This is a genomic window from Mycobacterium sp. AMU20-3851, assembly GCF_043974665.1.
Classification (GTDB): domain Bacteria; phylum Actinomycetota; class Actinomycetes; order Mycobacteriales; family Mycobacteriaceae; genus Mycobacterium.
In genome coordinates, this window is sequence record NZ_CP146371.1 from 827,678 (window position 1) to 852,466 (window position 24,789).

Genomic DNA, 24,789 nt, shown 5'->3' on the forward strand with positions numbered 1-24,789 from the left:
CGGACACCGAGACGGAAAGTTCAACGACGGACTCGGCCGCGCCGGCATCATCGGACTCGACACCGGACTCGAAGACGGCGCCGTCGGACCCCGAACCGGTGAGCGAGCCCGAACCCGAAGCGAAGGAAGCCGAAGCCGAAGCCGAGGAGACTTCCGAAGCCGAGGCGGAACCCGAAACACACCAGGAACCCGAAACACACCAGGAGCGCAAGAGCGCCCGCACGTCCGCCCAGCAGCGCCGGTCACTCCGGGCAGAGACCAGGGCGCAGACCCGGACCGAAGCCCGGGCCGAAGTCGTCCCGGATGACGACACCGACACACGTGACTTCACCAGCTCGCCCGCGACCGTGACCGCCCGCCAGACGGCTGTCGCCATCCCGACCGCCACCACCGCGCTGGTCTCGACGGCCAAGGCGCCGGTGAAATGGACGTCCACCCTGCCCAACCCGGCGACCGCGATCCGCTACGCGGTCAATGTCGTCAGAAGCCTGGTCGGCGCGGTCCTGGCGCCATTCGCGGCGGGGCTGCCGGCCGGTCCGTCCGGGCCGCCGTCGGCATGGGCGATGCTGGCCTGGGTGCGCCGGGAACTGTTCAACGCCTCCCCGCGGATCGAGGATGTCGGCGAGACCACCCAGACCACCACGGGACTGGTGCTCGGCAATGCGGGCATCTCCGATCCCGACGGCGACCCGCTGACATTCTCGGTCGTCGGCCGTCCGCGCAACGGCGGTACCGTCCAGATCAACCAGAGCACAGGCGATTTCGTATACCGGCCCACCAACGCGATGGCCGCTGTCGGCGGCACCGACACGTTCACGGTGGTCGCCGATGACCAGCGGGCCGGGGTGCACTGGCACGGCCCGCTCGGTTTCCTGCAGCACATCCCGATCATCGGCAACCTGCTGCGCCCCGGCGGCGGGCATGCGGTGGCCCGCGCCATCACCGTCACCGTCGACCCGGTCGAGGGCGTGGACCTGTCCTTCCCCGACGACTTCCACTGGGGCGTCGCGCACGCCGGTTTCCAGGCCGAGGGCGGGCCCGGATCCCCGGTCGATCCCAACTCCGACTGGTACAAGTGGGTGCACCACCCGCTGAACCAGTGGCTCGGGCTCACCAACGGGGTTCCGGAGAACGGGCCCGGCACCTATGTCTCCTACGACTCCGATGCCGCGCTGGCCAAGAACGAACTCGGGATGAACACCTTCCGGATGTCCATCGAGTGGAGCCGGATCTTCCCCAATTCGACTGCGTCGATCGATATCTCGGACGAGGGCGGCGGCGTGAGCCTGGCCGACCTGCAGGCCCTGCAGGCGCTGGCCGACCCGGTCGAGGTCGCGCACTACCGGGCGGTGTTCGACGCGCTGCGCGCGCACGGGCTGGAGCCTCTGGTCACCGTCAACCACTTCACCCTGCCGGTGTGGATACATGACCCGATCACCGCGCGCCCGCTCATCCAGCTCGGACTGCCCACGCCGAAGGCCGGCTGGCTCTCGGCGCAGACGCCGGTCGAATTCGAGAAGTACGCGGCGTTCTTGGCCTGGACCTACGGCGACCAGGTGGACAACTGGGTGACGCTGAACGAGCCGTTCCCGCCGGTGATGACGGAGTTCCTGGCGATTCCCGGATTGGTGCCGAGTTGGCCGCCCGGGGTACTGCGCCCCGATCTGGCGGCCCGGTTCGTGATCAACGAGGCCAAGGGTCACGTCGCCGCCTACGACGCCATCCACAGATGGGATGACACCGCCTTCGTCGGGTTCGCCAACAACATGGTCCCGGCCCGGCCGGCCAACCCGATCAACCCGCAGGACGTCGCGGCCGCCGACGCCTGGAACAAGGTGTTCAACCAGTGGTTCCCCAACGCGGTCATCGACGGCTGGATCGACGCGAACTTCGACGGGGTGAAGACCGCCGACGAGATCCATCCGGCCTTCCAGGACAAGGTCGACTTCCTCGGTGTGCAGTACTACGGGTCGCAGCCGATGGGTGGGTTCGGGTTCGCCCCGCTGCCGGGATTCAACTTCCTGCAGGGCATCCCGTTCCGGTGCCAGGCCTCGTCGCCGACGTGCAGCGACTTCAACCAGCCCATCGACCCGGGCGGCTTCCGCGAGGTGCTGGAAGTCGCTGCGTCCTACGGGAAACCGCTGTGGATCACCGAGAACGGTGTCGCCGACGACGATGATACGAAGCGGCCGGGCTATATCGTCAACCACATCGCGGTGGTGCAGGACCTGGTGGCCCATGGCACCGACATCCGCGGCTACACCTACTGGTCCTTCGTCGACAACCTGGAGTGGGCCGACGGCTATCACCTGCAGTTCGGGCTGTACGGCTCGGACCCCACGACTCCAGAACTGGAGCGCACCCCCAAGCCCGCCAGCATCGCCGCGATCAGCCAGATCACCGGCGCCAACGGGCTGCCGGCGAGCTTGTTGGCGCTCTACCTGCCCGGGGTCACGGGAACTGCTGCATAGCCAACTGCAGTTCCTGCTCGCTCACCTCGCGCACGGGCTGGCCGATCGACCACTTGTGACCGAACGGATCCCGCAGCACGCCGTAGCGGTCGCCCCAGAACATGTCCTCCACACCCATCACCACCTCGGCGCCGGCCTCGACGGCGCGGGCGAACGCGGCATCGACATCGGGGACCACGAGGTGGATGGTCACCGGCGTCCCGCCCAGCGCCTTGGGTGTCTCGGACTGCCCGTCGCAGTACTCGGGGTAGTCGTCGGCCAGCATCACGGTGCACCCGTTGATCTGCACCGCCCCGTGCACCAGCCGGCCGTCCGGTCCGGGCAGTCGGCCCAGTTCGGTGGCTCCGAACGCCTTGACGTAGAAGTCGATGGCCGCGGCGCCGTCGTCGACGACGAGGTGCGGCATGACGGCGGGGGTTATCTCGATGGACATGACATCTCCTGATCTCCAGCAACTGACGAACTGTTAGACCGGACGGGCGCGCAGATCTCATCGCCGCGGACGAAACAGAAGCAAAACAGGTAGCCGACTACGCTATGGCGGGCCGTGCCCGGCGGACACGCTGCAGGCATGAGGCAAAACGACGAGCTGCCCTGGGTCCCGCGCAACCCGATGTCCTACCGCGACCAGATGAAGGCACTGCGGTCCTTCAACATCGGTTTCGAGATGTTCCGGGATTCCGGCGGCCCGGTGACCCGGGTCAAGCTCGGCCCGCGATGGTTGATGCCCGAGTTGGTGGTGACCAACTCCCCGCAGGGCGGTCGCGACGTGCTGGGCAGGCCGGACACCTTCGTGGACAAGACCACGCTGCACCGGGAGATGCGCCACGTGCTCGGCGGCAATCTGTTCGACCTCATGCACGACGCGTGGCTGCCGCGGCGCCGGCCGCTGCAGCCTCTGTTCACCAAGAAGCACGTGGAGGCCTTCGGCGGCCACATGGCGCAGGCGGCGCACGCAGTGGTGGATTCCTGGGAGGAGGGCCAGCGCCTCGACCTCGACTCCGAGTGCCGGCGGCTGACCCTGCGGGCCCTGGGGCGGTCGGTGCTCGGCATCGACCTGGACCAGCGCGCCGACGCCATCGACGAACCCCTGCGGGAAGTGCTCACCTACATCGCCGACCGCGCGACCTCCCCGATCCGGGCCCCGCGCTGGCTGCCGACCCCGGCCCGCGGCCGGGCCCGCGCCGCCGCCGCGACCCTGCGGGGGCTGGCCACCGACGTGCTGGCCGCCTGTCGCGCCAACCCGGACCTGGACGCCCCGCTGGTGCGTGCGCTGCTGGCCGCGAAGGATCCGGTGACCGGCCGGGGGCTCACCGATGAGGAGATCCGCGACGAGCTCATCGTGTTCATCGCCGCCGGGCACGACACCACCGCCACCACGCTGACGTACGCGCTGTGGCAGCTGGGCCGCAACCCGCAGATCCAGGAGGCGGTGCGCGCCGAGGTGGCCGAACTGGGGGACCGGGAACTGACCTGCGCCGACGTCGCCGACCTGGGGTACACCGTGCAGGTGCTGCGGGAGGCGTTGCGGCTGTGCCCACCGGCCCCCGGGGCGGCCCGGGTGGCGATGCGCGACGTCGTCGTCGACGGTCACCGGGTCGCGGCGGGCACGGTCCTGCTGTTCGGGATCTACGCGGTGCAGCGTGACCCGCAGCTGTGGGAGGACCCACTGGTGTTCGACCCGGAGCGTTTCCGCCCGGAGGCCGCCAAGCGCCTGAACCGATGGCAATATCTACCGTTCGGCGCGGGCCCGCGATCGTGTATCGGCGACCACTTCGCCATGCTGGAGGCGACGCTGGCCCTGGCGACCATCGTGCGCAGGGCCGAATTGCGTTCGGAGAGAGATGATTTCCCGGTGGCGACGCCGTTCACCATGGTGGCGGCGTCGCCCATCTGGGCGTCGGTGTGCTGGCGGCGGCCTCAGACCACCGAGTACGCCGGAGGCAACGCGGACCTGCCGGTCAGCGCCGTCAGTACCGTCTCGCCCTGACCCGACCTGACGGCCACCCGGGCCGCCAACACGGTGGCCTGCTCCAGCACATCGGGCGGCAGGACGAAGTCGCACCCGGCTGCGCGGGCGATGTCCAGGCCGTGCACCGCCAACTCGAAGACCCGGGTCTGCAGATAGTTCGACAGCCTGATGCCCATCCCGCCGATGACGCTGATCAACGGGTCCCCGGCCGCCTGCACATCGGCCAGTGCCCGGGCCGCGAGCCCGTCGATGGTGGCGACCGGATCAGAGCCGAGGGCACGGCCGGCCGCGCGCCCCCGTTCGGCGACGGCCTCGGCCCCGGCAGCGCCGGTGTACTCGCGGACCCACACGTAGTAGGCGACGGCATCGGTGACGTCTTCGCGTTCGGCGGGCGTCCGCAGGTATTCGCTCACGGTGATCAGCGAGCGCGAGGTGTGCCCGACCAGCGCCCGCATGTCCCACTCGCCCAGTCCGGGCCCGTCCCAGCACGTCTCGGGAAGATCGCTCACCAACTGCGTGAAAGCCGTTACCGCCGAGGCGAACACCGAAGTCGTCATGGTCGTCCGACGCGTTCCCAGCCGGCGACCGACGAGGCCGGGCGAGGCCCGGGCCCGACGTAGACGGCCGACGGGCGCACCAGCTTGCCCAGCCGCTTCTGCTCCAGGATGTGCGCGCACCAACCGGCGCTGCGCCCGCAGGTGAACATCGCCGGCATCGTCTGGGGCGGTACGCCGGCGAAGTCCAGGATGACCGCGGCCCAGAATTCGACATTGGTCTCGATGGCCCGGTCGGGACGGCGTTCCCGCAGTTCGGCGAGCGCCGCCTGCTCGAATGCGGCCGCCACCTCGAACCGGGGTACTTCCAGGCGCTGCGCCGTGGCCCGCAGCACCCGGGCGCGCGGATCCTCGGCCCGGTAGACCCGGTGCCCGAAGCCCATCAACTTGTCCTTGCGGTCCAGGATGGCCTTCACCACCGCGCGGGCATTGCCGGCGCGCTCGGCGTCCTCGAGCATCGGCAGCACCCGCGCGGGTGCGCCGCCGTGCAGCGGGCCGCTCATCGCGCCGACCGCCCCGGACAGCGCGGCCGCCACGTCGGCGCCGGTGGAGGCGATCACCCGGGCGGTGAAGGTGGAGGCGTTCATGCCGTGCTCGGCGGCGGTCACCCAGTAGGCATCGATGGCATCGACGTGCCGCGGGTCCGGCTCGCCCTGCCAGCGGGTCATGAAACGTCCGGTGACAGTGGAACATTCGTCGATGGATCGCTGCGGTACCGCGGGCTTGTGCATGCCGCGGGCGGACTGCGCGACGTAGGACAGGGCCATCGCGGAGGCCCGGGCGAGTTGATCCCGCGCGGTGTCGTCGTCGATGTCGAGCATCGGCGCATACCCCCAGATGGGGGCCAGCATGGCCAGGCCAGCCTGCACGTCGACCCGGACATCGCCGGAGCGGATGGGCAGCGGGAACGGTTCGGCCGGCGGCAACGGGTTCTCGAAATCGCCGTCGACCAGCAGGCCCCAGACGTCGCCGAAGGTGACCCGGCCGGTCACCAGGTCCTCGATGTCGACCCCGCGGTAGCGCAGCGCGCCACCGTCCTTGTCCGGCTCGGCGATCTCGGTGGTGAACGCCACGACTCCTTCGAGTCCCGGGATGAAATCGTCGGGAACCGGTGACTGCTCTGACATACGCCGATTCTCGCATCGATCGGCCGCGTTCGAGGTGGGCGTACCGTTTCGCGCATGGGACCCGAACAGTTGGCGCGGATGCGCGCGGAATACGGATCGGTGGAGAAGGACGGCAGCCCGGATCTGGACGTCGACTGGGTGGCGGGGGGCTGGCTGGTGTTGTTCCACCGATGGCTGGCCGACGCGCAGGCGGCCGGACTGTCCGAACCCAACGCGATGGTGGTCGGCACCGTCGACGCGCAGGGCCGCCCGGTCACCCGCACGGTGCTGTGCAAGAGCGCCGACGAATCCGGGATCAGCTTCTTCACCAATTACGACTCGGCCAAGGGGGAGCAGTTGGCAATACAGCCGTATGCCTCGGCGACCTTCCCGTGGTACGCCCTCGGGCGCCAGATCCATGTGCGCGGACCGGTGATCCGGGTGTCCGCGCAGGAGACGGCGGACTACTGGTCCAAGCGTCCCCGTGGTTCGCAGTTGGGTGCCTGGGCATCGCAGCAGTCGGCGCCGATCGAATCCCGGGCGGCATTGCTCGAGCGGCTCGCCGATGTCAGTGCGCGCTTCGCCGACGTCGAAAAGGTTCCGGTACCGCCACATTGGGGCGGATACCTGATCGCGCCCGAGGTTGTCGAGTTCTGGCAGGGCCGGGAAAACCGCGTACATAACAGGATTCGGGTCACTCCCGCCGACGGGCGGGTGCAGAGACTGCAACCGTGAGCTTTTCGCATCGCTGAACGTTCACCTGCGAACCGAGTGTGGACTCTCAGGCTCGCAGGCTACGATGACCGTCGTGTCCGGCGCGAACAGAGGAACCGATCTCGGTTTGCGGGAGAAGAAGAAGCAACGCACTCGAGCGATCCTGATCGATGCGGCGCTACGGCTTTGCCTCGAACAGGGTTACGAGCACACCACCGTCGACCAGATCGCCGCGGCGGCTGAGGTATCCCCGCGTACCTACAGCCGCTACTTCGCCACCAAAGAAGCCGTTTTCCTCACGCTCCTGGACGAGATCTCCGAGCAGGTCGCCGTCGAGGTCGGGCGATTGCCGCACGGCACCGGCCCGATGGAAGCGTTGCGGGCGGCGCACACCGCGGTGCTGACGAGGGTCCTCGAACGCCGCGGCGGTACCGTCACCAGCGATCGGGTGGCGCTCATTCTGCGGATCTTCAACAACGCGAATTCATTGCAGCAGAGTGCATTTCAGTACCGGTCGTCCGTGGTGGCCGACGCCCTCGCGAAGCTGATGGGCGTCGAGACCGGGGACCGTAAGCTACAACTGGGCCTCTCGGTGTTCTCCGTGCTCATCGTCACCGCCTGTGCGGATCTGGTCGCCGATGCCGAAGGTGCTCCGCTGGGGCCGGCACTGATGATCGAGCGGCTCAACGAGGCGTGTCAGCAGGTGGGCGGGTTCGCCGCGGAGCTGTTCAGCACCGGACCGAATGAAATGGACGTTGTGACCAATGCCTGAACGACCGGCCAGCGGCCTGCGCGAACGCAAGAAACTCAGAACCAGGATCACCCTGATCCAGACCGCTGCGGAGTTGTGCGAGAAGCAGGGGTTCGACAACACCACGGTCGAACAGATCGCAGCCGTCGCCGACGTGTCCCCGCGCACCTTCTCCCGGTACTTCCCGACCAAGGAGGCGGTGTTCTTCGCCATCGTGGAGGAGACCGCGGCCGTCGTCGCCTCGCTGATCGAGACCCTGCCCACCGACATCACCGAGTACGAGGCGATGCTGTGGGCGCACCTGCAGCTGCTGAAGCCGGGGCCGGACGGCCGGCCCACGGCGGACTTCCACCGGATGGCGGCGCTGGTCCGGATCTCCAACTCCTCGGCCAGCCTGGCTGTGACCAACATCCCGTATCGCCAGCAGGCCGATCATTTCCCCACGGTCATCGCCATGGCCAAGCGGATGGGGCTGCCCACCGACCATGACGGCGTCCACCTGGTGCTGGAGGTCTGGACGTCGATCATGAACGCCGCGACCAGGGGATTGGGGACTCCCGGAAACCCGCCGATCGAGCCGGAGATCCTCGGCGCCCGGATCACCGCAGCGTACGAGACGTTCAAACGTACGTGGGGACCGTGGACCAGGGGGCCGCACACGGCGGAAAGCCCCGACCGGCAACCCCCCGCAAGCGCGCCGGATTGTTAGCGACTACCGTCCAGTATCAAGAGACGGGCTCCGCCCGCCTCACTCCTCCCGACGCCCAGAGAAGGGGTTCCAGTGGCAGACAACTCCAGCCCTGACGAGAAAGCCACCCTGTCCTACCCGGGTGGCTCCCTGGACTTGGAGATCGTGCACGCCACAGAGGGCTCCGACGGCATCGCGCTGGGTCCGCTGCTGGCCAAGACCGGTTACACCACGTTCGACGGTGGTTTCGTCAACACCTCCTCGACCAAGAGTGCGATCACCTACATCGACGGGGATGCCGGCATCCTGCGCTACCGGGGCTACCCGATCGAGCAGCTGGCCGAGCAGTCGACCTTCATCGAGGTCAGCTACCTGCTGATTTACGGTGAACTGCCGACCACCGACGAGCTCGCCTCGTTCACCAACCAGATCCAGCGGCACACCCTGCTGCACGAGGATCTCAAGCGGTTCTTCGACGGATTCCCGCGCAACGCGCACCCGATGCCGGTGCTGTCCTCGGCGGTGAACGCGCTGAGCGCCTACTACCAGGACTCGCTGGACCCGCTGGACAAGAAGCAGGTCGAGCTGTCCACCATCCGGCTGCTGGCCAAGCTGCCGACCATTGCCGCGTACGCGTACAAGAAGTCCGAGGGGCAGCCGTTCCTGTACCCGGACAACTCGCTGACGCTGGTGGAGAACTTCCTGCGGATGACGTTCGGCTTCCCGGCCGAGCCGTATGAGGTAGATCCCGAAATTGTCCGCGCCTTGGACATGCTTTTGATCCTGCACGCCGACCACGAGCAGAACTGCTCCACCTCGACGGTGCGTCTGGTCGGCTCCTCGCAGGCCAACCTGTTCACCTCGATCTCCGGCGGCATCAATGCGCTGTGGGGCCCGCTGCACGGCGGCGCCAACCAGGCCGTGCTGGAGATGCTGACCAAGATCCAGGACTCCGGCGGCGACGTCAAGGAGTTCGTCCGCAAGGTGAAGAACCGCGAGGACGGCGTGAAGCTGATGGGCTTCGGGCACCGGGTCTACAAGAACTACGACCCGCGGGCCCGCATCGTCAAGGAGCAGGCCGACAAGATCCTGGGCAAGCTCGGTGTGGACGACCCGCTGCTCGATATCGCCAAGCAGCTCGAAGAGATCGCGCTGACCGACGACTTCTTCGTGGAGCGCAAGCTCTACCCGAACGTCGACTACTACACCGGCGTGATCTACCGGGCGATGGGCTTCCCGACCCGCATGTTCACCGTGTTGTTCGCCCTGGGCCGGCTGCCCGGCTGGATCGCGCACTGGCGGGAGATGCATTCGGAGCCGGGCAAGATCGGCCGCCCGCGCCAGATCTACACCGGCTACACCGAGCGCGACTACGTGGACCTGTCCGGTCGCTGACCCCTCTTCCGCCCAACCGAACTAACGGGCGGAGAAGGTCGAGTGGTTTTCGCCATTGCGCCGATCTCGGCGCGGAGACGTTGACTCGCAATAGTTGTAGTTCCACAATAGTTGTGTGAATGAAACTATCAGCACGCTCACGCCGCGGCGTAAGGCGATCGTCCTGGCGTCCTGCTGTCTGAGCCTGCTGATCGTGTCGATGGACGCCACCATCGTCAACGTCGCCATCCCGTCCATCCAGACCGATCTGGGTGCCAGCGCGTCGCAGCTGCAATGGGTCATCGACATCTACACCCTGGTGCTGGCCTCGCTGCTGATGCTGTCCGGCGCCATGGGGGACCGGTTGGGGCGACGCCGGGTGTTCCAGACCGGACTGGTCATCTTCGCGCTCGGCTCGCTACTGTGCAGCCTCGCCCCGGGTATCGACGCCCTGATCGCGGCCCGCTTCCTGCAGGCCGTCGGCGGTTCCATGCTCAACCCGGTGGCGTTGTCCATCATCTCCCAGGTGTTCACCGGGCCTGTCGAACGCGCCCGGGCCATCGGCGTCTGGGGTGGGGTGGTCGGCATCTCGATGGCGCTCGGCCCGACGGTGGGCGGGCTGCTGATCCACCTGATCAGTTGGCGCGCGGTGTTCTGGATCAACCTGCCGATCTGTCTGGCGGCCATCGTGCTGACGGCGGTCTTCGTCCCGGAGACCCGGTCGGCGACCATGCGCACCATCGATCCCATCGGGCAGGCGCTGGCCGTGGCGTTCCTGTTCGGCACCGTGTTCGCCCTCATCGAAGGGCCCGCGCTGGGCTGGGGTCACCCGCGCGTCATCGTCGCGGCCGTCGTCGCCGTACTGGCCTTCGTGTCCTTCCTGCGTTACGAGGCCCGCCGCACGGACCCGTTCATCGACCTGCGCTTCTTCCGCAGCGTGCCGTTCGCGTCGGCGACCGTGATCGCCATCTGTGCGTTCGCATCCTGGGGTGCGCTGCTGTTCATGATGTCGCTCTACCTGCAGGGCGCGCGCGGCTTCTCGGCCATGCAGACCGGGTTGATCTACCTGCCGATCGCGGTCGGCGCGCTGGTGTTCTCGCCGCTGTCGGGTCGGCTGGTGGGTCGCTACGGGGCGCGACCGTCGCTGCTGGTGTCCGGGGTGATGATCATGACGGCCTCCACGGTGCTGGCACTGCTGGGTGAATCGGCGCCGGTGTGGTCGCTGATGGTGGTGTTCGCGGTGTTCGGCATCGGCTTCTCCATGGTCAACGCGCCCATCACCAACACCGCGGTCAGCGGGATGCCACTGGACCGGGCCGGTGCCGCCTCCGCGGTGACCAGCACCAGCCGGCAGATCGGCGTGAGTATCGGTGTGGCGCTGTGCGGTTCGGTCGCCGGCGCCGCCCTGGCCGCGGCCGGGCCGGCCAATTCGGCCGTAGCCGGTGACTTCGCCGCCTCCGCTCGCCCGCTGTGGTTGGTGTGCGCGGCCCTCGGCGCGGTGATCGTGATCCTCGGCTTCGTGTCCACCTCGGCGCGGGCCATGGACTCGGCCCGCCGGCTGGCCCCGCTCATCGACGCGCCCAAGGCGGCCGCCGATGTCTGAACTTGCCGACGCCGTGTGGCGCCGGATGGCCGCGGTGGTCCACCAGAATCGGGACGGCTGGAAACGGGCCGTCGTCGAGCGGTCCGGTCTGCCGTTCAGTCGCATCCGGGTGCTCAAGACGCTTGCCCCGGCGCCGATGACGGTCAAGGCCGTGGCCGAGGCCGCCACCATGGATGCGCCCGCGGCCACCGTCGCGGTCAACGACCTGGAGGAGCGTGGACTGGTGATCCGGCAGACCGACCCGGGTGACCGGCGGTCCAAGACGGTCTCACTCACCGAGCGGGGGCGCGAACTGCTCGCCGAGATCGACTCCGTCGAGGATCCGGCGCCCCCGGTGCTGGCGGCCTTGAGCGAAGCGGATCTCGTTGCACTGCAGGCTCTTCTGAAGAAGTTGAGCTAGCTTTCCAGTACCGCCATCGCCGCGTTGTGCCCGCCGATGCCCGACACCGCGCCGCCACGCCGGGCACCCGATCCGCACAGCAGGATCGCTTCGTGGCCGGTGGCCACGCCCCAGCGCTTGGCCGGGGTGTCCAGTTCCTCGTCGTCCTCGGCGAACGGCCAGCCCAGCGCGCCGTGGAAGATGTTGCCCGCGGTCATGCCGAGCGCGTCCTCCAGGTCGCCGGTGGTCTTGGCCTCCACACACGGTCGGCCGTCCTGGTCGGTCATCACCACATCCTGGATCGGCTCGGCCAGCACGGAGTTCAGCGAATGTAGTGCTGCGGCAGCAAGTTTGATACGCCTGGTGTCCGGATCCAGATCACCGAGCAGATGGTGCGGGGTGTGCAGACCGAACACCGTCAGGGTGTGCGCGCCGCTGCCGCGCAACGGTTCGGACAGGATGCTCGGGTCGGTCAGCGAGTGGCAGTACACCTCGCACGGCAGCGGATCGGGCAGTGCGCCGCCGGCCGCGGCGGCGTAAGCGGTGTCCAGTTGCCGCATCGTCTCGTTGATGTGGAAGGTGCCCGCGAAGGCATGCTCCGGGCCCACCCACTGATCGCGCAACCGGGGCAGCCGTTTGAGCATCAGATTGACCTTGATCTGCGATCCCGGAGCGGTTTCGGGCTCCGGATCCCCGAGCAGGCGCGCCAGCACCGCCGGGGTCACCCCGGCCAGCACATGCCTGCCGTGCACGGTGTGCTCGCCGTCCCGGGAGCGGTACTGCACGTCGCCGTCCGGGCTGATGGCATACACCTCGGCCCCGGTGATGATCTCGGCGCCGAACCCGCAGGCGGCCGCGGTGAGCGCACCGGTGACCGCGCCCATCCCGCCGACCGGCACGTCCCAGTCGCCGGTGCCACCGCCGATCAGGTGGTACAGGAAGCAGATGTTCTGGATCAGCGACGGGTCGTCGGTGGCGGCGAAGGTGCCGATCAGCGCGTCGGTGGCGATCACCCCGCGCACCAGGTCGTTGTGCACCGCCTCGGTGATGGTGCGGCCGATCGGGGTGTTGATCAACGTCTCCCAGCCGGCGGCCGCGTCAGGATCCCCGGAACCGAGCACCCGGTCCCGGATGGCCGAGCGGGTGTTCAGCGGGGACAACAGCGTCGGCCACACCGCCCCGGTCACCAGCTGAGCGCGCCGGTAGAACTCTTTGAACCGGGCCTCGTCACTACCGGCGCCGATGGCCGCGAAGGTGTTTCGGGTACCGATCAGCAGTCCGGTGGCGCCCCGCGTGGCCGGATCGGGAGTGTAGGACGACACCCGCCGGTGGGCCAAGCGGATCCGTGCGCCGAGATCCTCGATGATGCGCCGGGGCAGCAGGCTCACCAGATACGAGTAGCGGGACAGCCGCGCGTCGATGCCGTCGAACGCGTGCGCCGACACGGCAGCGCCACCGACATGGTCGAGTCGCTCCAACAGCGTAACCCGGCGACCCGCACGGGCCAGGTACGCGGCGGCGACGAGGCCGTTGTGCCCACCTCCGACGATGACGATGTCTTGGTCTTCGGCCACACGCCAAGTCTGCCCGACTACGGTAGGAAACCATGGCAACGAAACCCGAGATTGAATTTCCCGATGGCCCGGCGCCCACCGAACTGGTCATCGAAGACGTGACGGTCGGCGACGGCGCCGAAGCGGTGCCGGGCGGCACCGTGCAGGTGCACTACGTCGGCGTGGAATACGACACCGGTGAGGAGTTCGACAGTTCGTGGAACCGCGGGGAGGCCATCTCGTTCCCGCTGCGCGGACTGATCCAGGGCTGGCAGGACGGCATCCCCGGTATGCGCGTGGGCGGACGGCGCAAGCTGACCATCCCGCCGGAGCTGGCGTACGGACCGGCCGGTGGGGGACACCAGCTGTCCGGCAAGACCTTGATCTTCGTGATCGACCTGCTGGCCGCGCGCTAGCCGGTGCCGGCTTCGACCGACTTCTACCGGCGTCCGCCGGGTGCGGGATGGCTGGCGGCGCTCATCGTGGTGCCGCTGGCCCTCGCACTGATCGGGACCGCGGTCCCCGACGACGCCTCGGATTCGGCGCTACCGAATCCGGTGATCAGTACCGCGCCCACCCTCACCCAGGCCAACGGCCGTCCCGACGTGGTGATGGCGCCATTTTCGTTGCAGCACAGCAACGATGACGTGGTTGTCAGCGGTCAGGTGCCCGACGAACCCACCCGGGCCTTTGCCCTGGACCGGGTGCGGACGGTGCTGCCGGGGTCGAACGTCGTCGACCTGCTGACCGTCATCGGTGGTATCACCGCACCCGATCTGTCCGGGATCGACGGTGTGCTGGGCGCTGCGACGCCGGTGCCGGACTTCGGGTTCAGCATCAACGGCGGCGACGTGATCCTCACCGGCACCGCCGAATCCGAGGACGTCACCACCCGTGTCGAGGATGCCGTGCAGGCCGCCTGGCCCGATCTGGCGGTGGTCAACGACATCGCGGTGATCACACCGGGATTCGTGCCACCCCAGGCGCCGGTGGGTCCGGGGTTGACCGGGGGGTGTGCCGAACTGCAGCAGGACATCTCGGGTCTGCTGCGTACCCCGATCCAATACGAGGCCGACGGTGCCCGGGTCGCGGAAAGCTCGGCACCGCTGATCGCCCAGCTCGTCAAGAAGTTGAAGGCCTGCCCGCAGGCCCGGGTGTCGATCATCGCGCACACCGACGACTCAGTCGGCGATGCGGCCGGCCTCGCGCAGAGCACCAGACAGGCGAAAGCCGTGGCCGACGCCTTCATCCGGCAAGGGGTATCTGCGGACCGGATCACCTCTGACGGCGCCGGCTCGGCCGAACCGGTCGCGGGCAACGACACCGAGGCGGACCGGGCGCAGAACCGGCGCATCGAGATCACGGTCAGCTGAGGGGGATCGGCGTGGAATTCGTGCTGGAGTGGTTCTGGTACCTGCTGGCGTTCGTCGCCGGCTCGGCCCTGGCCTGGGCCGCGACCGTGGTGTTGGTCAAACCCCGTGGGGAGGACGAGAGCTGATGAGCCTCGGATTGCTCGTGCTGTCGTTCCTGCTCGGGGTGGTGCTGACGCTGGCGTTCACCGTGCGCCGGGCGCCCCGGGACTAGTTCGTCGGGCCGGGCAGCCGCAGCAGCAGCCGGGTGCCACCGAGCGGGCTCTCCTCCAACGAGGCTGTGCCGCCGTGCAATTCGGCCTGCTGGGCGACCAGGGCCAGGCCAAGGCCGGACCCGGAGTGCGATGCGGTGGACCCGCGGGAGAACCGCTCGAACACCTTGGTGCGTTCCTCTTCGGGGATGCCGCAGCCGTCGTCGTCGATGGCGATCTCCACCCCTTCGCGGGAGCTCACCGCCGAGAGCTGAACCCGCTTGGCGTCGCCGTGCTTGACCGCGTTGGCGATGGCGTTGTCGACGGCCAGCCGCAGGCCGGCGGCCAGGCCGAGGATCAGCACCGTCGGCGCGGGCACCAGCGAGACGTCGAGTTCCGGATACACCCGCATCGCGTCGTGGGCGGCGCGGTCGAGCAGCTCGGTCAGGTCGACCGGGGCATGGTCGTCGGAGGTGGACAGCTGCCCCTGCGCGAGGCGTTCCAACGCGGACAGCGTGGCTTCGATCCGCGACTGGGTGCGGATGACGTCGCCGAGCACCTCTTTGCGTTGCTCGTCGGGCATGTCGAGGGTGGCCAGCACCTCCAGGTTGGTGCGCATCGCGGTCAGCGGGGTGCGCAGTTCATGGGACGCCACCGCGGCGAAGTCCCGGGCCGATTCCAGCGCGGCCTTGGTGCGCTGCTGCTCGTCGCCGATGCGGGCCAGCATGCCCTCGACGGCCTCACCAATCTCGGTGGCCTCCCAGACCCCGCGCACCTGCACCTCGTCCGGGTTGGACTGGGCGTTGATGGCGCGGGCCTGCTGGGCCAGCCGCCGGAACGGGGTGATCATGACCGCCGAGATCACCCAGCCGACCACCAGGGTGCCGCCGATGACGCCGCCGCTGATCAGCAGCACCCGCCGGTGCTGGGAGTTGATCTGGCGTTCGGTGTCGGTCAGGGTCGCGCCGAGCGCGACCGAGGCCTGCCCGGCGGTGAAGGTCCGGACCCGGTACTCCACACCGTTGATCGTGGTGGTGGCGAAACCGTCCGGGAACTCCGGCAGCACGATGTCACCGGGGATGGACACGGTGGCACCGCCGATCCGCGCGGTGCGGACGAGATCGGGATCGGCCACCGGTGCGTCGGTATCGGCCTTCATCGCGCTGGACAGCAGGGTGCTGACGTCGCCGAGACTGCTGATCGAATCGAGCCGGCGGTCCAGCTGGCTGTACTGCTCGTTGGTGATACCGATCCACACCCAGGTGCCGATGATGATGACGGTGGCGACCACCCCGAGCGCCGCGGCCACCACGATCGAGCGCAGCGACAGGATGCGTTTGGGCAGGCCGAGCATCCGGTAGAGCCGGTCGTTCAAATCCACAGGGTCAGTCTGACCTACTGGGTGCGCAGCACGAAGCCCACACCGCGCACGGTGTGCAGAAGCCGCGGCGCGCCGCCGGCCTCCAGCTTGCGGCGCAGATAGCCGATGAACACGTCGACCACGTTGGTGTCGGCGGCGAAGTCATAGCCCCACACCAGCTCGAGCAGCTGCGCGCGGGACAACACCGCGGTCTTGTGCTCGGCCAGCACGGCCAGCAGGTCGAACTCGCGTTTGGTCAGGTCCACATCGGTGCCGTTGACCCGGGCGCGCCGGCCGGGGATGTCGACCTCCAGCGGGCCCACCGAGATGGTCTCCGAGGAGAACGTCGCGGTGGATCCGCGCCGGCGCAGCAGCGCCTTGACCCGGGCCACCAGCTCCTGCAGCACGAACGGCTTGACCAGGTAGTCGTCGGCGCCGGCCTCCAGACCGGCGACCCGGTCATCGACGCTGGTGCGGGCGGACAGCACGCAGACGGGGACGTCGTTGTCCATGGCGCGCAGCGCGGTGACCACGCTGACGCCGTCGAGCACCGGCATGTTGATGTCCAGCACGATCGCGTCGGGGCGGGTCTCGGTGGCGCTGCGCAGCGCTTCGGCGCCGTCCACCGCGGTGGACACCTCGAAGCCGGACAACCGCAGGCCGCGCTCCAGCGAGGCGAGGACGTCCGGGTCGTCGTCGACGACGAGAACCCGCGGAGAGGCCGAGGTACCACTTTCCATGGAGCCAATACTGCCTGAAACACCACGCCAACCGGGGGACGCCCGGGTGGTCGGCGGTGCGGGAGTTTCTTGACCTCATCCATTGTTGAGGTTTTAGGTTGGCCGCACGCCGGAAATAAGTTGTCGGCACCGTGCGGTAGAACACAAGATGAGCAGGGGAGGTGGTGTGCGTGCAGGGACTCCGTTCGGAACCGGCGATCGCGCCGCCACCGCAGCGGATCAGGACGTCCTCTGACATTCTGCGGCTGCTGCCGTACCTGAAGCCGTACAAGGTGCGCTGGATCGCGATGGTGGTGGCGGCCTTCGTCAGCCTCGGCGCGACCGTGAGCGTGCCGCTGATCACCAGGGCCGTCATCGACGGCCCGGTCCGGGAGAAGGACGCCGCGGGCCTGTGGACGCTGGGCCTGGCCGCTGTCGCGTTGCTGATCTCCGAGGCCGTGCTCTGGTTCATCCGGCGGTGGCTGGTGGCCCGGGCCACCATGGGCGTGGAGGCCGACATCCGCAAGGACCTTTACGCGCGGCTGCAGATCCTGCCGATGTCGTTTCACGGCAACTGGCAGTCCGGTCAGCTGCTCTCCCGGGTGATGAACGACCTGAGCTCGATCCGGCAGTTCCTGTCCTTCGGGCTGCTGTTCCTGATGCTCAACGTCGTGCAGATCATCGTGGTGACGGGCATCCTGCTGGCCATGTACTGGCCGCTCGGGGTGGTCGTGGTGGTGGCGATCGTGCCGATCACGTGGACGGTGCTGCACTTCCAGCGGCAGTTCACCAAGCTGTCGCGGCAGTCGCAGGACCAGGCCGGCAACGTCGCCACCCACGTCGAGGAATCGGCGCTCGGGCTGCGGGTGATCAAGTCCTTCGGCCGTGAGGAGCACGCCTACCGCGGCTTCGACCAGCGGGTCACCGGGCTGTACGACACCGAGGTGCGCAAGGTCGCGGTGTCGGCCAAGTTCTGGACGCTGCTGGAGGTCATCCCCAACATCACGCTGATCATCGTGCTCGGGGTCGGCGCCTACGCGACCGGTCACGGCTACATCAGCATGGGCACGCTGGTCGCTTTCATCACCATGATGCTGTCGCTGGTGTGGCCGATCGCCTCGCTGGGCTTCCTGCTGTCCATGACCCAGGAGTCGATGACGGCCGCCAACCGGGTCGCCGAGATCTTCGACGCCCCGCGCGAGATCACCGACGGACCGCACACCGCGGCCACCCACGGCGGGCGGCTGGAGCTCGTCGATGTCGGGTTCCGGTTCCCGGACAGCGATGGCTGGGCGCTGCGGCACGTCAATCTGACCGTGGAGTCGGGGGAGACGATCGCCCTGGTCGGGGCGACCGGGTCGGGCAAGTCGGTGCTGGCCGCGCTGCTGTCCCGGCTGCACGACGTCAGCGAGGGCGCCATCCTGGTCGACGGCGTCGACATCCGCGAGATGTCACTGCCCGCGTTGCGGCGCGCGGTGGCCACCGCCTTCGAGGACCCGACGCTGTTCTCCATGTCGGTCGCGGAGAACCTGCGCCTGGGTAACCCGGACGCCACCGACGAGGATCTGGCCCGCGGGATCGACGTGGCGTCGGCCGGGTTCGTGTATGACCTGCCGTTCGGTCTGGACACCCGCATCGGTGAGCAGGGCATGAGCCTGTCCGGTGGTCAGCGGCAACGTCTTTCGCTCGCCCGCGCGATCATCGCCGATCCGCGCATCCTGGTGCTCGACGACACCCTGTCCGCGCTGGACGTGCACACCGAGGCCGAGGTGACCGAGGCACTGGGCAGGGTGCTGCGCGATGTCACCGGCATCGTGGTGGCGCACCGCGCGTCGACGGTGCTGTTGGCCGACCGGGTGGCGTTGCTGGAGAACGGGACCGTGACCCGGGTCGGCACGCACCATGACCTGCTGGCCGAGGCGCCGGAGTACCGGTATCTGCTGGCCGCCGACGAGGAGTTGGCGGAGGCTGGGCAGTGAGCGTGACGGACTGGCGGGGTCAGGCGGTCTCCGCCGACGACGAGAACCTGCCCATCGACGAGTCGATCTCCCGGCGCCGCGAGGCGCGTTCGCTACTGGGTTCGCTGCTGAAGCCGTACTGGCGGGTGCTCGCGGTGCTCGCCGTCGTCGTGGTGGTGGAGAATGCGGCCCGGCTGTCGGTGCCGCTGCTGGTGCAGCGCGGTATCGACCACGGCATCCCGCCGATCGTGGCTTCCGGTGATTCGCGTGAGCTGCTGCTGATCCTCGCGGCGTTGTGCGCGGTGGTGGTGACGCAGGCGACCAGCCGGATGTACTTCCTGCGCCGGTCGGGGCGGATCGGTCAGGAAGTGCTGATCGAACTGCGGCGCAGGCTGTTCCGGCACTTCCAGCGGCTCGACGTGGCGTTTCACGACCGCTATACCTCCGGCCGGGTGGTGGCCCGGTCCACCAATGACGTGGACGCCATCCAGGACATGCTGGCCACCGGATTCGACGGTCTGATCACCGCGGTGCTCACCATGTTCGGTACCGCGGTGCTGCTGGTGGTGTTGGACTGGCGGCTCGGGTTGGCCTGCCTGTGCGCGTTTCCCGTGCTGGTGCTGCTGACGTGGTGGTTCCGCAACGAATCCTCGCGCACCTATCTGAAGGTGCGCGAGGCCGCGGCCCTGGTGATCGTGCAGTTCGTCGAGACCATGACGGGCATCAAGGCCGTGCAGGCCTACCGCCGCGAACCGCGCAACCAGGAGATCTTCGAGGACGTCGCCGATCAGTACAAGACGATCAACGAGCGGGCCTTCAAGCTGCTGGCGATCTTCATGCCGGCGGTCCGGCTGACCGGCAACCTCACCACGGGCGCGGTGCTGCTCTACGGCGGTTATCTGGTGCTGGAGGACCAGATGACGCTGGGCACCCTGACCGCGTTCCTGCTGTATCTGCGGATCTTCTTCGAGCCGATGCAGGAGATCTCGCAGTTCTTCAACACCTTCCAGTCCGCGTCGGCAGCGCTGGAGAAGATCGCCGGGGTGCTGGCCGAGGATCCGGGCATCGAAGATCCCGCGCATCCGGTGAAGCTGTCGAATGTGTTGGGCCACATTGCCTTCCAGGACGTGCACTTCTCCTATGTGCCGGACCGGCCGGTGCTGCCGTCGTTGACGCTGGACATCCCGGCCGGGCAGACGGTCGCGTTGGTGGGCACCACCGGTGCCGGTAAGACCACCATCGCCAAACTGCTGGCCCGGTTCTACGACCCGGTCTCGGGGGCGGTCACGCTGGACGGCATCGATCTGCGTGATGTCGCGCAGGCAGATCTGCGCTCTCAGGTGGTGATGGTGACCCAGGAGAACTTCATGTTCGAGGGCACCATCGCCGACAACATCCGGTTCGGCCGGCCCTCTGCTTCTGATGCCGAAATCCGGGAGGCGGCCGTGGCCGTCGGCGCGGACCGGTTCATCGACGGCCTGCCCGAGGGGTATCTGACCGATGTCGCCAAGCGCGGTGGTCGGTTGTCCGCGGGGCAGCGTCAATTGATTGCTTTCGCGCGGGCGTTCTTGGCCGATCCGGCGGTGCTGATCCTGGACGAGGCGACCTCATCGTTGGACATCCCGAGCGAGCGAATGGTGCAGCACGCCTTGGCCACCGTGCTGGCCGATCGCACCGCCGTGGTGATCGCGCACCGACTCTCCACGGTGCAGATCGCCGACCGGGTACTGGTGCTCGAGCACGGCGAGGTCGTGGAGGACGGTCCGCCGGATGAGTTGATCGGCGGGGACGGGCAGTTCGCGGCGTTGCACCGGGCGTGGGTGGAGTCGTTGGCCTGAGCTCCTGCGTCAGGGAATCAACCGCGCCCGGCGCGCCTTCGACACCGCCTCATGTCGGCTGTGCGTACCCAGCTTCGACGCCGCACTGCGCAGATAACTCTTCACCGTCTCGGGTTTGAGCGAAAGCCGCTGCGCCGCTTCGGCATTGCTGCAGCCCAGCGCGATCTGCGACAGCACGTCGAGCTCGCGGGGTGTCAAACCCAGATCCTCGTCCACTGGGGCGGACAGCAGGTCGGCCAGCCGGTTCAGCTCGGCGCTGGTGTCGCCATCCACCCGCGACGCCAGTGTGCGCAGCCCGGCGTACACCTCCCTGACCGTCTCCGGATTGGCCGCCCCGGTCTGCTGCGCCTCGCGCAATCGCAGCCGGCGGTCCACCTCGTCGCGGATGCGCATCTCCTCGGCGAGCCGGTGCGCGGAGCCGACCATCAGGTCCGCGGTCCGCCCGGAGAACGGCGCCCCGTTCCGGTACGCGCCGTAGAGCACCGCCCGCGGCAGTCCGTCCACGATCACCGGGACCGCGAGCACCGAGCGGATGCCCTCGCTCAACACCGGGGTGTCGTAGTCGTGCGTGATGGTCGAGGCGTTGCGGTAGTCGGCCACCGACAGCGGCCGGCCGGACACCATGCTGGCCCCGCCCAACCCGGAACTGGCCCGCACCACCAGCCCGCGCAGCATCCCGGTCCGGGTGCCGACGAACTCGCTCAGCAGCAGCGCGTCGCCGTCCACCTCGCCACCGAACAGCACCGGCACCCCCGCCTCGGCCGATACCCAGCGCAGCTCGGCGCGCACCGCGTCGGTATCGCGGGGCCTCAGCAGGGATGGCACGGTGTTCCCCTCTTTCGGGGGTAGCGGACGGGTGACTGTGACCTAGATCCTAGTCGGCATGAGCAGCAACACAGATCTCTATCGCGCCGCCCGGGATCAGCTCGTGGACGTCATCAGCGATTACGACAAGGCCGTGGCCACCTTCTGCTGGCCCGACATCACCGGCTCCTTCAACTGGGCTATCGACTGGTTCGACGTCATCGCCAAGGACAACGACCGTCCCGCCCTGTGGATCGTCGAGCAGGACGGCAGCGAGACCAAACTCAGCTTCGCCGAGATGGCACGGCGCTCCGACCTGGTCGCCACCTGGCTGCGCAGCCTCGGCGTCGGCAAGGGCGACCGCGTCATCCTGATGCTCGGCAACCAGGTCGAACTGTGGGAGACCATGCTGGCCGTGGCCAAGCTCGGCGCGGTCGTCATGCCGACCACCGGCGCGCTGGGCACCGCCGATCTGGCCGACCGGATCGAGCGCGGCGGTGCGCGCTTCGTCATCGCCAACGCCGCCGATGCGCCCAAGTTCGAGGGCATCGACGCCGAGTTCACCCGCATCGCCATCGGTGAAGTGGACGGCTGGCACCGCTACGCCGACGCCGACGACGTCAGCTCCGCCGGCCCCTTCGAAACCTGCACCGAGGTCGGTGACCCCCTGCTGGTCTATTTCACCTCCGGCACCACCAGCAAGCCCAAACTCGTGGAGCACTCCCAGGTGTCCTACCCGGTCGGGCACCTGTCCACGATGGCCTGGATCGGTGTCACCCCCGGCGACGTGCACCTGGCCATCAGCTCCCCGGGCTGGGCCAAGCACGCCTGGAGCTGCTTCTTCACCCCGTGGATCGCCGAGGCGACAATCTTCGTCTACAACTACGACCGGTTCGACGCCGCCGCGCTGCTCGACCAGCTCCGCCGGGCCGAGGTGAACACCTTCTGCGCCCCGCCGACGGTGTGGCGGATGCTCATCCAGGCCGACCTCGGCGCCAAGCCCGCGGGGCTGCGCGAGATCCTCGGCGCCGGCGAACCGCTCAACCCGGAGGTCATCGGCGCCGTCGAACGGGCCTGGGGCCTGACCATCCGGGACGGCTTCGGGCAGACCGAGACCACCCTGCAGATCGGCAACACCCCCGGCCAACCGGTCAAGGCGGGTTCGATGGGCCGGCCGATGCCCGGGGTGCCGGTGGTGCTGGTCGATCCGCTGACCGGCGATGTCGCCGACGAGGGCGAGATCTGCCTGGATCTGGCGAATCGGCCGTTGAACCTGATGACCGGATACCTCGGCGACCCGAAACGCAACGACGCGGTGATGGCCAACGGCTACTACCACACCGGCGACGTCGCCAGCCGCGACGAGGACGGCTACATCACCTACATCGGGCGCACCGACGACGTGTTCAAGTCCTCGGACTACAAGGTGTCGCCGTTCGAGTTGGAGAGCGTGCTCATCGAGCACCCGGCGGTCATCGAGGCCGCGGTGGTGCCGCAGCCCGACGACACCCGACTGGCGGTGCCGAAGGCCTATGTGGCGCTGGCGTCTGGCTGGGACGCCGACGCCGACACCGCGAAGTCGATCCTGGAGTACTCCCGCGATCATCTGGCCCCGTATCTGAAGGTCCGCCGGATCGAGTTCTTCGAACTGCCCAAGACGATTTCCGGCAAGATCCGGCGCGTCGAACTGCGCAAGCGCGAAGATGAGGCACATGCCGCGGGCAGCCCGATCGAAACCGAATACCGATACGAGGATCTGGTGATGTGATGCAGAGCTACGACGCCGGACCGAGCGGTGCAGATACCGCACCCCTGATCGAGGACACCATCGGTGCGAACTTCGAACGCACCGCGGCCGCGCATCCCGACGTCGAAGCTCTGGTCGACGTCGCGCAGGGCCTGCGCTGGACCTACCGCGAACTCAACGACGAAATCGACCTGGTGGCAAGGGGATTGCTGGGCCGTGGGATCGCCAAGGGGGACCGGGTCGGCATCTGGTCGCCGAACTGCGCCGAATGGACCATCGTGCAGTACGCGACCGCCAAGATCGGCGCCATCCTGGTCAACATCAACCCGGCCTACCGCACCCACGAACTGAGCTACGTGCTCAACCAGTCGGGAGTGCGGATGCTCATCTCGGCGACGGCCTTCAAGACCTCCGACTACGTCGCGATGGTCGGGCAGGTACGCGCCGAGGCGCCGACGCTGCGCGAGGTCATCTTCCTCGGGACCGAGGACTGGGCGGCGCTGCGTGCCGCTGCCGCCCCGGAGCAGCAACTGCGGGAGCGGATGGACAGCCTGTCCAACACCGACCCGATCAACATCCAGTACACCTCGGGCACAACGGGATTCCCGAAGGGCGCGACCCTGTCGCACCGCAACATCCTGAACAACGGGTTCTTCGTCACCGAGGGCATCAACCTGAAACCCGGTGACCGGCTGTGCATCCCGGTGCCCTTCTACCACTGCTTCGGCATGGTGATGGGCAACCTGGGCTGCACCACCCACGGCGTCACGATGGTGATCCCCGCCCCCGGCTTCGAACCCGGCATCACGCTGGAAACCATCGAGGCGGAACGCTGCACCGGGGTGTACGGGGTGCCGACCATGTTCATCGCCATGCAGAACCACCCGAGCTTCGCCGACCGTGACCTGTCGAGTCTGCGGACCGGTGTGATGGCCGGCGCGGTGTGCCCGATCGAGGTGATGAAGCGCTGCATCAACGACATGAACATGGCCGAGGTGGCCATCGCCTACGGCATGACCGAAACCTCGCCGGTGTCGTGTCAGACCCTGCACGACGACGACCTGGAGCGCCGCACCGCCACCATCGGCCGGGCGCACCCGCACGTCGAGATCAAGGTCATCGACCCGGAGACCGGTGCCGTCGTGGAGCGCGGGCAACCCGGAGAGTTCTGCACGCGTGGGTATTCGGTGATGCTCGGTTACTGGCAGGACCCGGAGAAGACCGCCGAGGCGATCGACGAAGACGGCTGGATGCACACCGGGGATCTGGCGGTGATGCGCGAGGACGGCTACTGCACCATCGTCGGCCGGATCAAGGACATGGTGATCCGCGGCGGGGAGAACGTCTACCCCCGCGAGATCGAGGAGTTCCTCTACGCGCACCCGGGTATCGAGGACGCTCAGGTCATCGGGGTGCCGGACGCCAGATACGGCGAAGAGATCTGCGTCTGGATCAAGATGAAGCCCGGCGCGCAGCCACTGGACGCAGACGCCATCCGTGAGTTTGCGACGGGCCGGTTGGCGCACTACAAGATTCCGCGGTACGTGCACCTGGTCGACGAGTTCCCGATGACCGTCACCGGAAAGATCCGCAAGGTGCAGATGCGCGAGGAGAGCGTCCGCATCCTCGGGCTGTAG

The 24,789-nt window shown here is 68.2% G+C and carries 21 protein-coding genes; 14 read left to right on the forward strand and 7 right to left on the reverse strand.

From position 1 onward, the window contains the following. Window positions 1-98 precede the first annotated feature (98 nt). Window positions 99-2,471 carry a family 1 glycosylhydrolase gene (locus V4U86_RS04115; RefSeq protein ID WP_395310020.1) on the forward strand — a complete coding sequence of 791 codons (2,373 nt, stop codon included), beginning with the start codon at window positions 99-101 and terminating at the stop codon, window positions 2,469-2,471. On the opposite strand, the gene V4U86_RS04120 is transcribed toward V4U86_RS04115, so the two are convergent. Then, window positions 2,452-2,904 (reverse strand): VOC family protein, encoded by a 453-nt coding sequence (locus V4U86_RS04120; RefSeq protein WP_395310021.1) that lies wholly within the window; start codon window positions 2,902-2,904, stop codon window positions 2,452-2,454. The two genes, V4U86_RS04115 and V4U86_RS04120, sit on opposite strands and share 20 nt — an antisense overlap. Window positions 2,905-3,042: 138 nt before the next feature. Between V4U86_RS04120 and V4U86_RS04125 the strand changes: the two genes are divergently transcribed. Then, window positions 3,043-4,461, forward strand: a complete 1,419-nt coding sequence (locus V4U86_RS04125; protein WP_395310022.1) for a cytochrome P450 — start codon at window positions 3,043-3,045, stop codon at window positions 4,459-4,461. Here V4U86_RS04125 and V4U86_RS04130 read toward each other — a convergent pair. After that, window positions 4,392-5,000 carry a maleylpyruvate isomerase family mycothiol-dependent enzyme gene (locus V4U86_RS04130; RefSeq protein ID WP_395310023.1) on the reverse strand — a complete coding sequence of 203 codons (609 nt, stop codon included), beginning with the start codon at window positions 4,998-5,000 and terminating at the stop codon, window positions 4,392-4,394. The two genes, V4U86_RS04125 and V4U86_RS04130, sit on opposite strands and share 70 nt — an antisense overlap. Beyond that, entirely contained in the window at window positions 4,997-6,124 is a 1,128-nt protein-coding gene (locus V4U86_RS04135; protein ID WP_395310024.1) for a citrate synthase 2, read from the reverse strand. The genes V4U86_RS04130 and V4U86_RS04135 overlap by 4 nt, the downstream gene beginning before the upstream one ends. A 54-nt stretch (window positions 6,125-6,178) precedes the next feature. On the opposite strand from V4U86_RS04135, the gene pdxH reads away from it, so the two are divergent. The 6 genes from pdxH to V4U86_RS04165 all read left to right on the forward strand — a co-directional run bounded on the left by pdxH (window position 6,179) and on the right by V4U86_RS04165 (window position 11,633). Continuing rightward, window positions 6,179-6,838, forward strand: a complete 660-nt coding sequence (gene pdxH / locus V4U86_RS04140; protein WP_395310025.1) for a pyridoxamine 5'-phosphate oxidase — start codon at window positions 6,179-6,181, stop codon at window positions 6,836-6,838. A 73-nt stretch (window positions 6,839-6,911) separates the two neighbouring features. Next, a complete protein-coding gene (locus V4U86_RS04145; protein WP_395310026.1) occupies window positions 6,912-7,589 on the forward strand; it encodes a TetR/AcrR family transcriptional regulator in 678 nt (225 codons plus the stop codon). After that, the gene (locus tag V4U86_RS04150; RefSeq protein WP_395310027.1) at window positions 7,582-8,277 is read left to right on the forward strand and encodes a TetR family transcriptional regulator; all 696 of its coding nucleotides are present in this window, start codon (window positions 7,582-7,584) and stop codon (window positions 8,275-8,277) included. The genes V4U86_RS04145 and V4U86_RS04150 overlap by 8 nt, the downstream gene beginning before the upstream one ends. Before the next feature lie 72 nt (window positions 8,278-8,349). Beyond that, a complete protein-coding gene (locus tag V4U86_RS04155; protein ID WP_395310028.1) occupies window positions 8,350-9,651 on the forward strand; it encodes a citrate synthase in 1,302 nt (433 codons plus the stop codon). A gap of 115 nt (window positions 9,652-9,766) precedes the next feature. Further along, window positions 9,767-11,233: an MFS transporter gene (locus tag V4U86_RS04160; protein WP_395310029.1), complete on the forward strand. Its 1,467-nt coding sequence runs from the start codon at window positions 9,767-9,769 to the stop codon at window positions 11,231-11,233. Continuing rightward, the gene (locus tag V4U86_RS04165; RefSeq protein WP_395310030.1) at window positions 11,226-11,633 is read left to right on the forward strand and encodes a MarR family winged helix-turn-helix transcriptional regulator; all 408 of its coding nucleotides are present in this window, start codon (window positions 11,226-11,228) and stop codon (window positions 11,631-11,633) included. Before V4U86_RS04160 ends, V4U86_RS04165 begins: the two co-directional genes overlap by 8 nt. Here V4U86_RS04165 and V4U86_RS04170 read toward each other — a convergent pair. Next, window positions 11,630-13,186, reverse strand: coding sequence for a phytoene desaturase family protein (locus V4U86_RS04170; protein WP_395310031.1), 1,557 nt, complete (start codon window positions 13,184-13,186; stop codon window positions 11,630-11,632). The genes V4U86_RS04165 and V4U86_RS04170 overlap by 4 nt on opposite strands. Before the next feature lie 32 nt (window positions 13,187-13,218). Here V4U86_RS04170 and V4U86_RS04175 point away from each other — a divergent pair, with 32 nt between their 5' ends. After that, the gene (locus V4U86_RS04175) at window positions 13,219-13,581 is read left to right on the forward strand and encodes an FKBP-type peptidyl-prolyl cis-trans isomerase (protein WP_395310032.1); all 363 of its coding nucleotides are present in this window, start codon (window positions 13,219-13,221) and stop codon (window positions 13,579-13,581) included. Between the two features lie 3 nt (window positions 13,582-13,584). Further along, window positions 13,585-14,538, forward strand: coding sequence for an OmpA family protein (locus V4U86_RS04180; protein ID WP_395310033.1), 954 nt, complete (start codon window positions 13,585-13,587; stop codon window positions 14,536-14,538). A 207-nt stretch (window positions 14,539-14,745) separates the two neighbouring features. Here V4U86_RS04180 and V4U86_RS04185 read toward each other — a convergent pair whose 3' ends face one another. Beyond that, window positions 14,746-16,080: a sensor histidine kinase gene (locus tag V4U86_RS04185; protein ID WP_395311910.1), complete on the reverse strand. Its 1,335-nt coding sequence runs from the start codon at window positions 16,078-16,080 to the stop codon at window positions 14,746-14,748. 41 nt (window positions 16,081-16,121) lie between these two features. After that, window positions 16,122-16,826, reverse strand: coding sequence for a response regulator transcription factor (locus V4U86_RS04190; protein WP_087027092.1), 705 nt, complete (start codon window positions 16,824-16,826; stop codon window positions 16,122-16,124). A gap of 170 nt (window positions 16,827-16,996) precedes the next feature. On the opposite strand from V4U86_RS04190, the gene V4U86_RS04195 reads away from it, so the two are divergent. Together V4U86_RS04195 and V4U86_RS04200 are read left to right on the forward strand one after the other, a co-directional pair. Next, window positions 16,997-18,784 (forward strand): ABC transporter ATP-binding protein, encoded by a 1,788-nt coding sequence (locus V4U86_RS04195; protein WP_395310034.1) that lies wholly within the window; start codon window positions 16,997-16,999, stop codon window positions 18,782-18,784. After that, entirely contained in the window at window positions 18,781-20,601 is a 1,821-nt protein-coding gene (locus V4U86_RS04200) for an ABC transporter ATP-binding protein (protein WP_395310035.1), read from the forward strand. Before V4U86_RS04195 ends, V4U86_RS04200 begins: the two co-directional genes overlap by 4 nt. Before the next feature lie 9 nt (window positions 20,602-20,610). Here V4U86_RS04200 and V4U86_RS04205 read toward each other — a convergent pair whose 3' ends face one another. Next, a complete protein-coding gene (locus V4U86_RS04205; RefSeq protein ID WP_395310036.1) occupies window positions 20,611-21,426 on the reverse strand; it encodes a helix-turn-helix transcriptional regulator in 816 nt (271 codons plus the stop codon). Window positions 21,427-21,484: 58 nt separating this feature from the next. On the opposite strand from V4U86_RS04205, the gene V4U86_RS04210 reads away from it, so the two are divergent. Both V4U86_RS04210 and V4U86_RS04215 read left to right on the forward strand, forming a co-directional pair. After that, on the forward strand, window positions 21,485-23,173 hold the full coding sequence (locus V4U86_RS04210) for an AMP-binding protein (RefSeq protein ID WP_395310037.1): 1,689 nt from the start codon (window positions 21,485-21,487) through the stop codon (window positions 23,171-23,173). Beyond that, the gene (locus V4U86_RS04215) at window positions 23,173-24,789 is read left to right on the forward strand and encodes an AMP-binding protein (RefSeq protein WP_395310038.1); all 1,617 of its coding nucleotides are present in this window, start codon (window positions 23,173-23,175) and stop codon (window positions 24,787-24,789) included. The genes V4U86_RS04210 and V4U86_RS04215 overlap by 1 nt, the downstream gene beginning before the upstream one ends.

What these genes read in the sequence shown, in the direction of transcription:
- V4U86_RS04130 (WP_395310023.1), bottom strand. Translation starts at nt 5,000, where the DNA reads ATGACGACTTCGGTGTTCGCCTCGGCGGTAACGGCTTTCACGCAGTTG.
- V4U86_RS04135 (WP_395310024.1), bottom strand. Translation starts at nt 6,124, where the DNA reads ATGTCAGAGCAGTCACCGGTTCCCGACGATTTCATCCCGGGACTCGAA.
- V4U86_RS04215 (WP_395310038.1), top strand. Translation starts at nt 23,173, where the DNA reads ATGCAGAGCTACGACGCCGGACCGAGCGGTGCAGATACCGCACCCCTG.
- V4U86_RS04165 (WP_395310030.1), top strand. Translation starts at nt 11,226, where the DNA reads ATGTCTGAACTTGCCGACGCCGTGTGGCGCCGGATGGCCGCGGTGGTC.
- V4U86_RS04150 (WP_395310027.1), top strand. Translation starts at nt 7,582, where the DNA reads ATGCCTGAACGACCGGCCAGCGGCCTGCGCGAACGCAAGAAACTCAGA.
- V4U86_RS04120 (WP_395310021.1), bottom strand. Translation starts at nt 2,904, where the DNA reads ATGTCCATCGAGATAACCCCCGCCGTCATGCCGCACCTCGTCGTCGAC.
- V4U86_RS04210 (WP_395310037.1), top strand. Translation starts at nt 21,485, where the DNA reads ATGAGCAGCAACACAGATCTCTATCGCGCCGCCCGGGATCAGCTCGTG.
- V4U86_RS04125 (WP_395310022.1), top strand. Translation starts at nt 3,043, where the DNA reads ATGAGGCAAAACGACGAGCTGCCCTGGGTCCCGCGCAACCCGATGTCC.
- V4U86_RS04185 (WP_395311910.1), bottom strand. Translation starts at nt 16,080, where the DNA reads ATGCTCGGCCTGCCCAAACGCATCCTGTCGCTGCGCTCGATCGTGGTG.
- V4U86_RS04190 (WP_087027092.1), bottom strand. Translation starts at nt 16,826, where the DNA reads ATGGAAAGTGGTACCTCGGCCTCTCCGCGGGTTCTCGTCGTCGACGAC.
- V4U86_RS04175 (WP_395310032.1), top strand. Translation starts at nt 13,219, where the DNA reads ATGGCAACGAAACCCGAGATTGAATTTCCCGATGGCCCGGCGCCCACC.
- pdxH (WP_395310025.1), top strand. Translation starts at nt 6,179, where the DNA reads ATGGGACCCGAACAGTTGGCGCGGATGCGCGCGGAATACGGATCGGTG.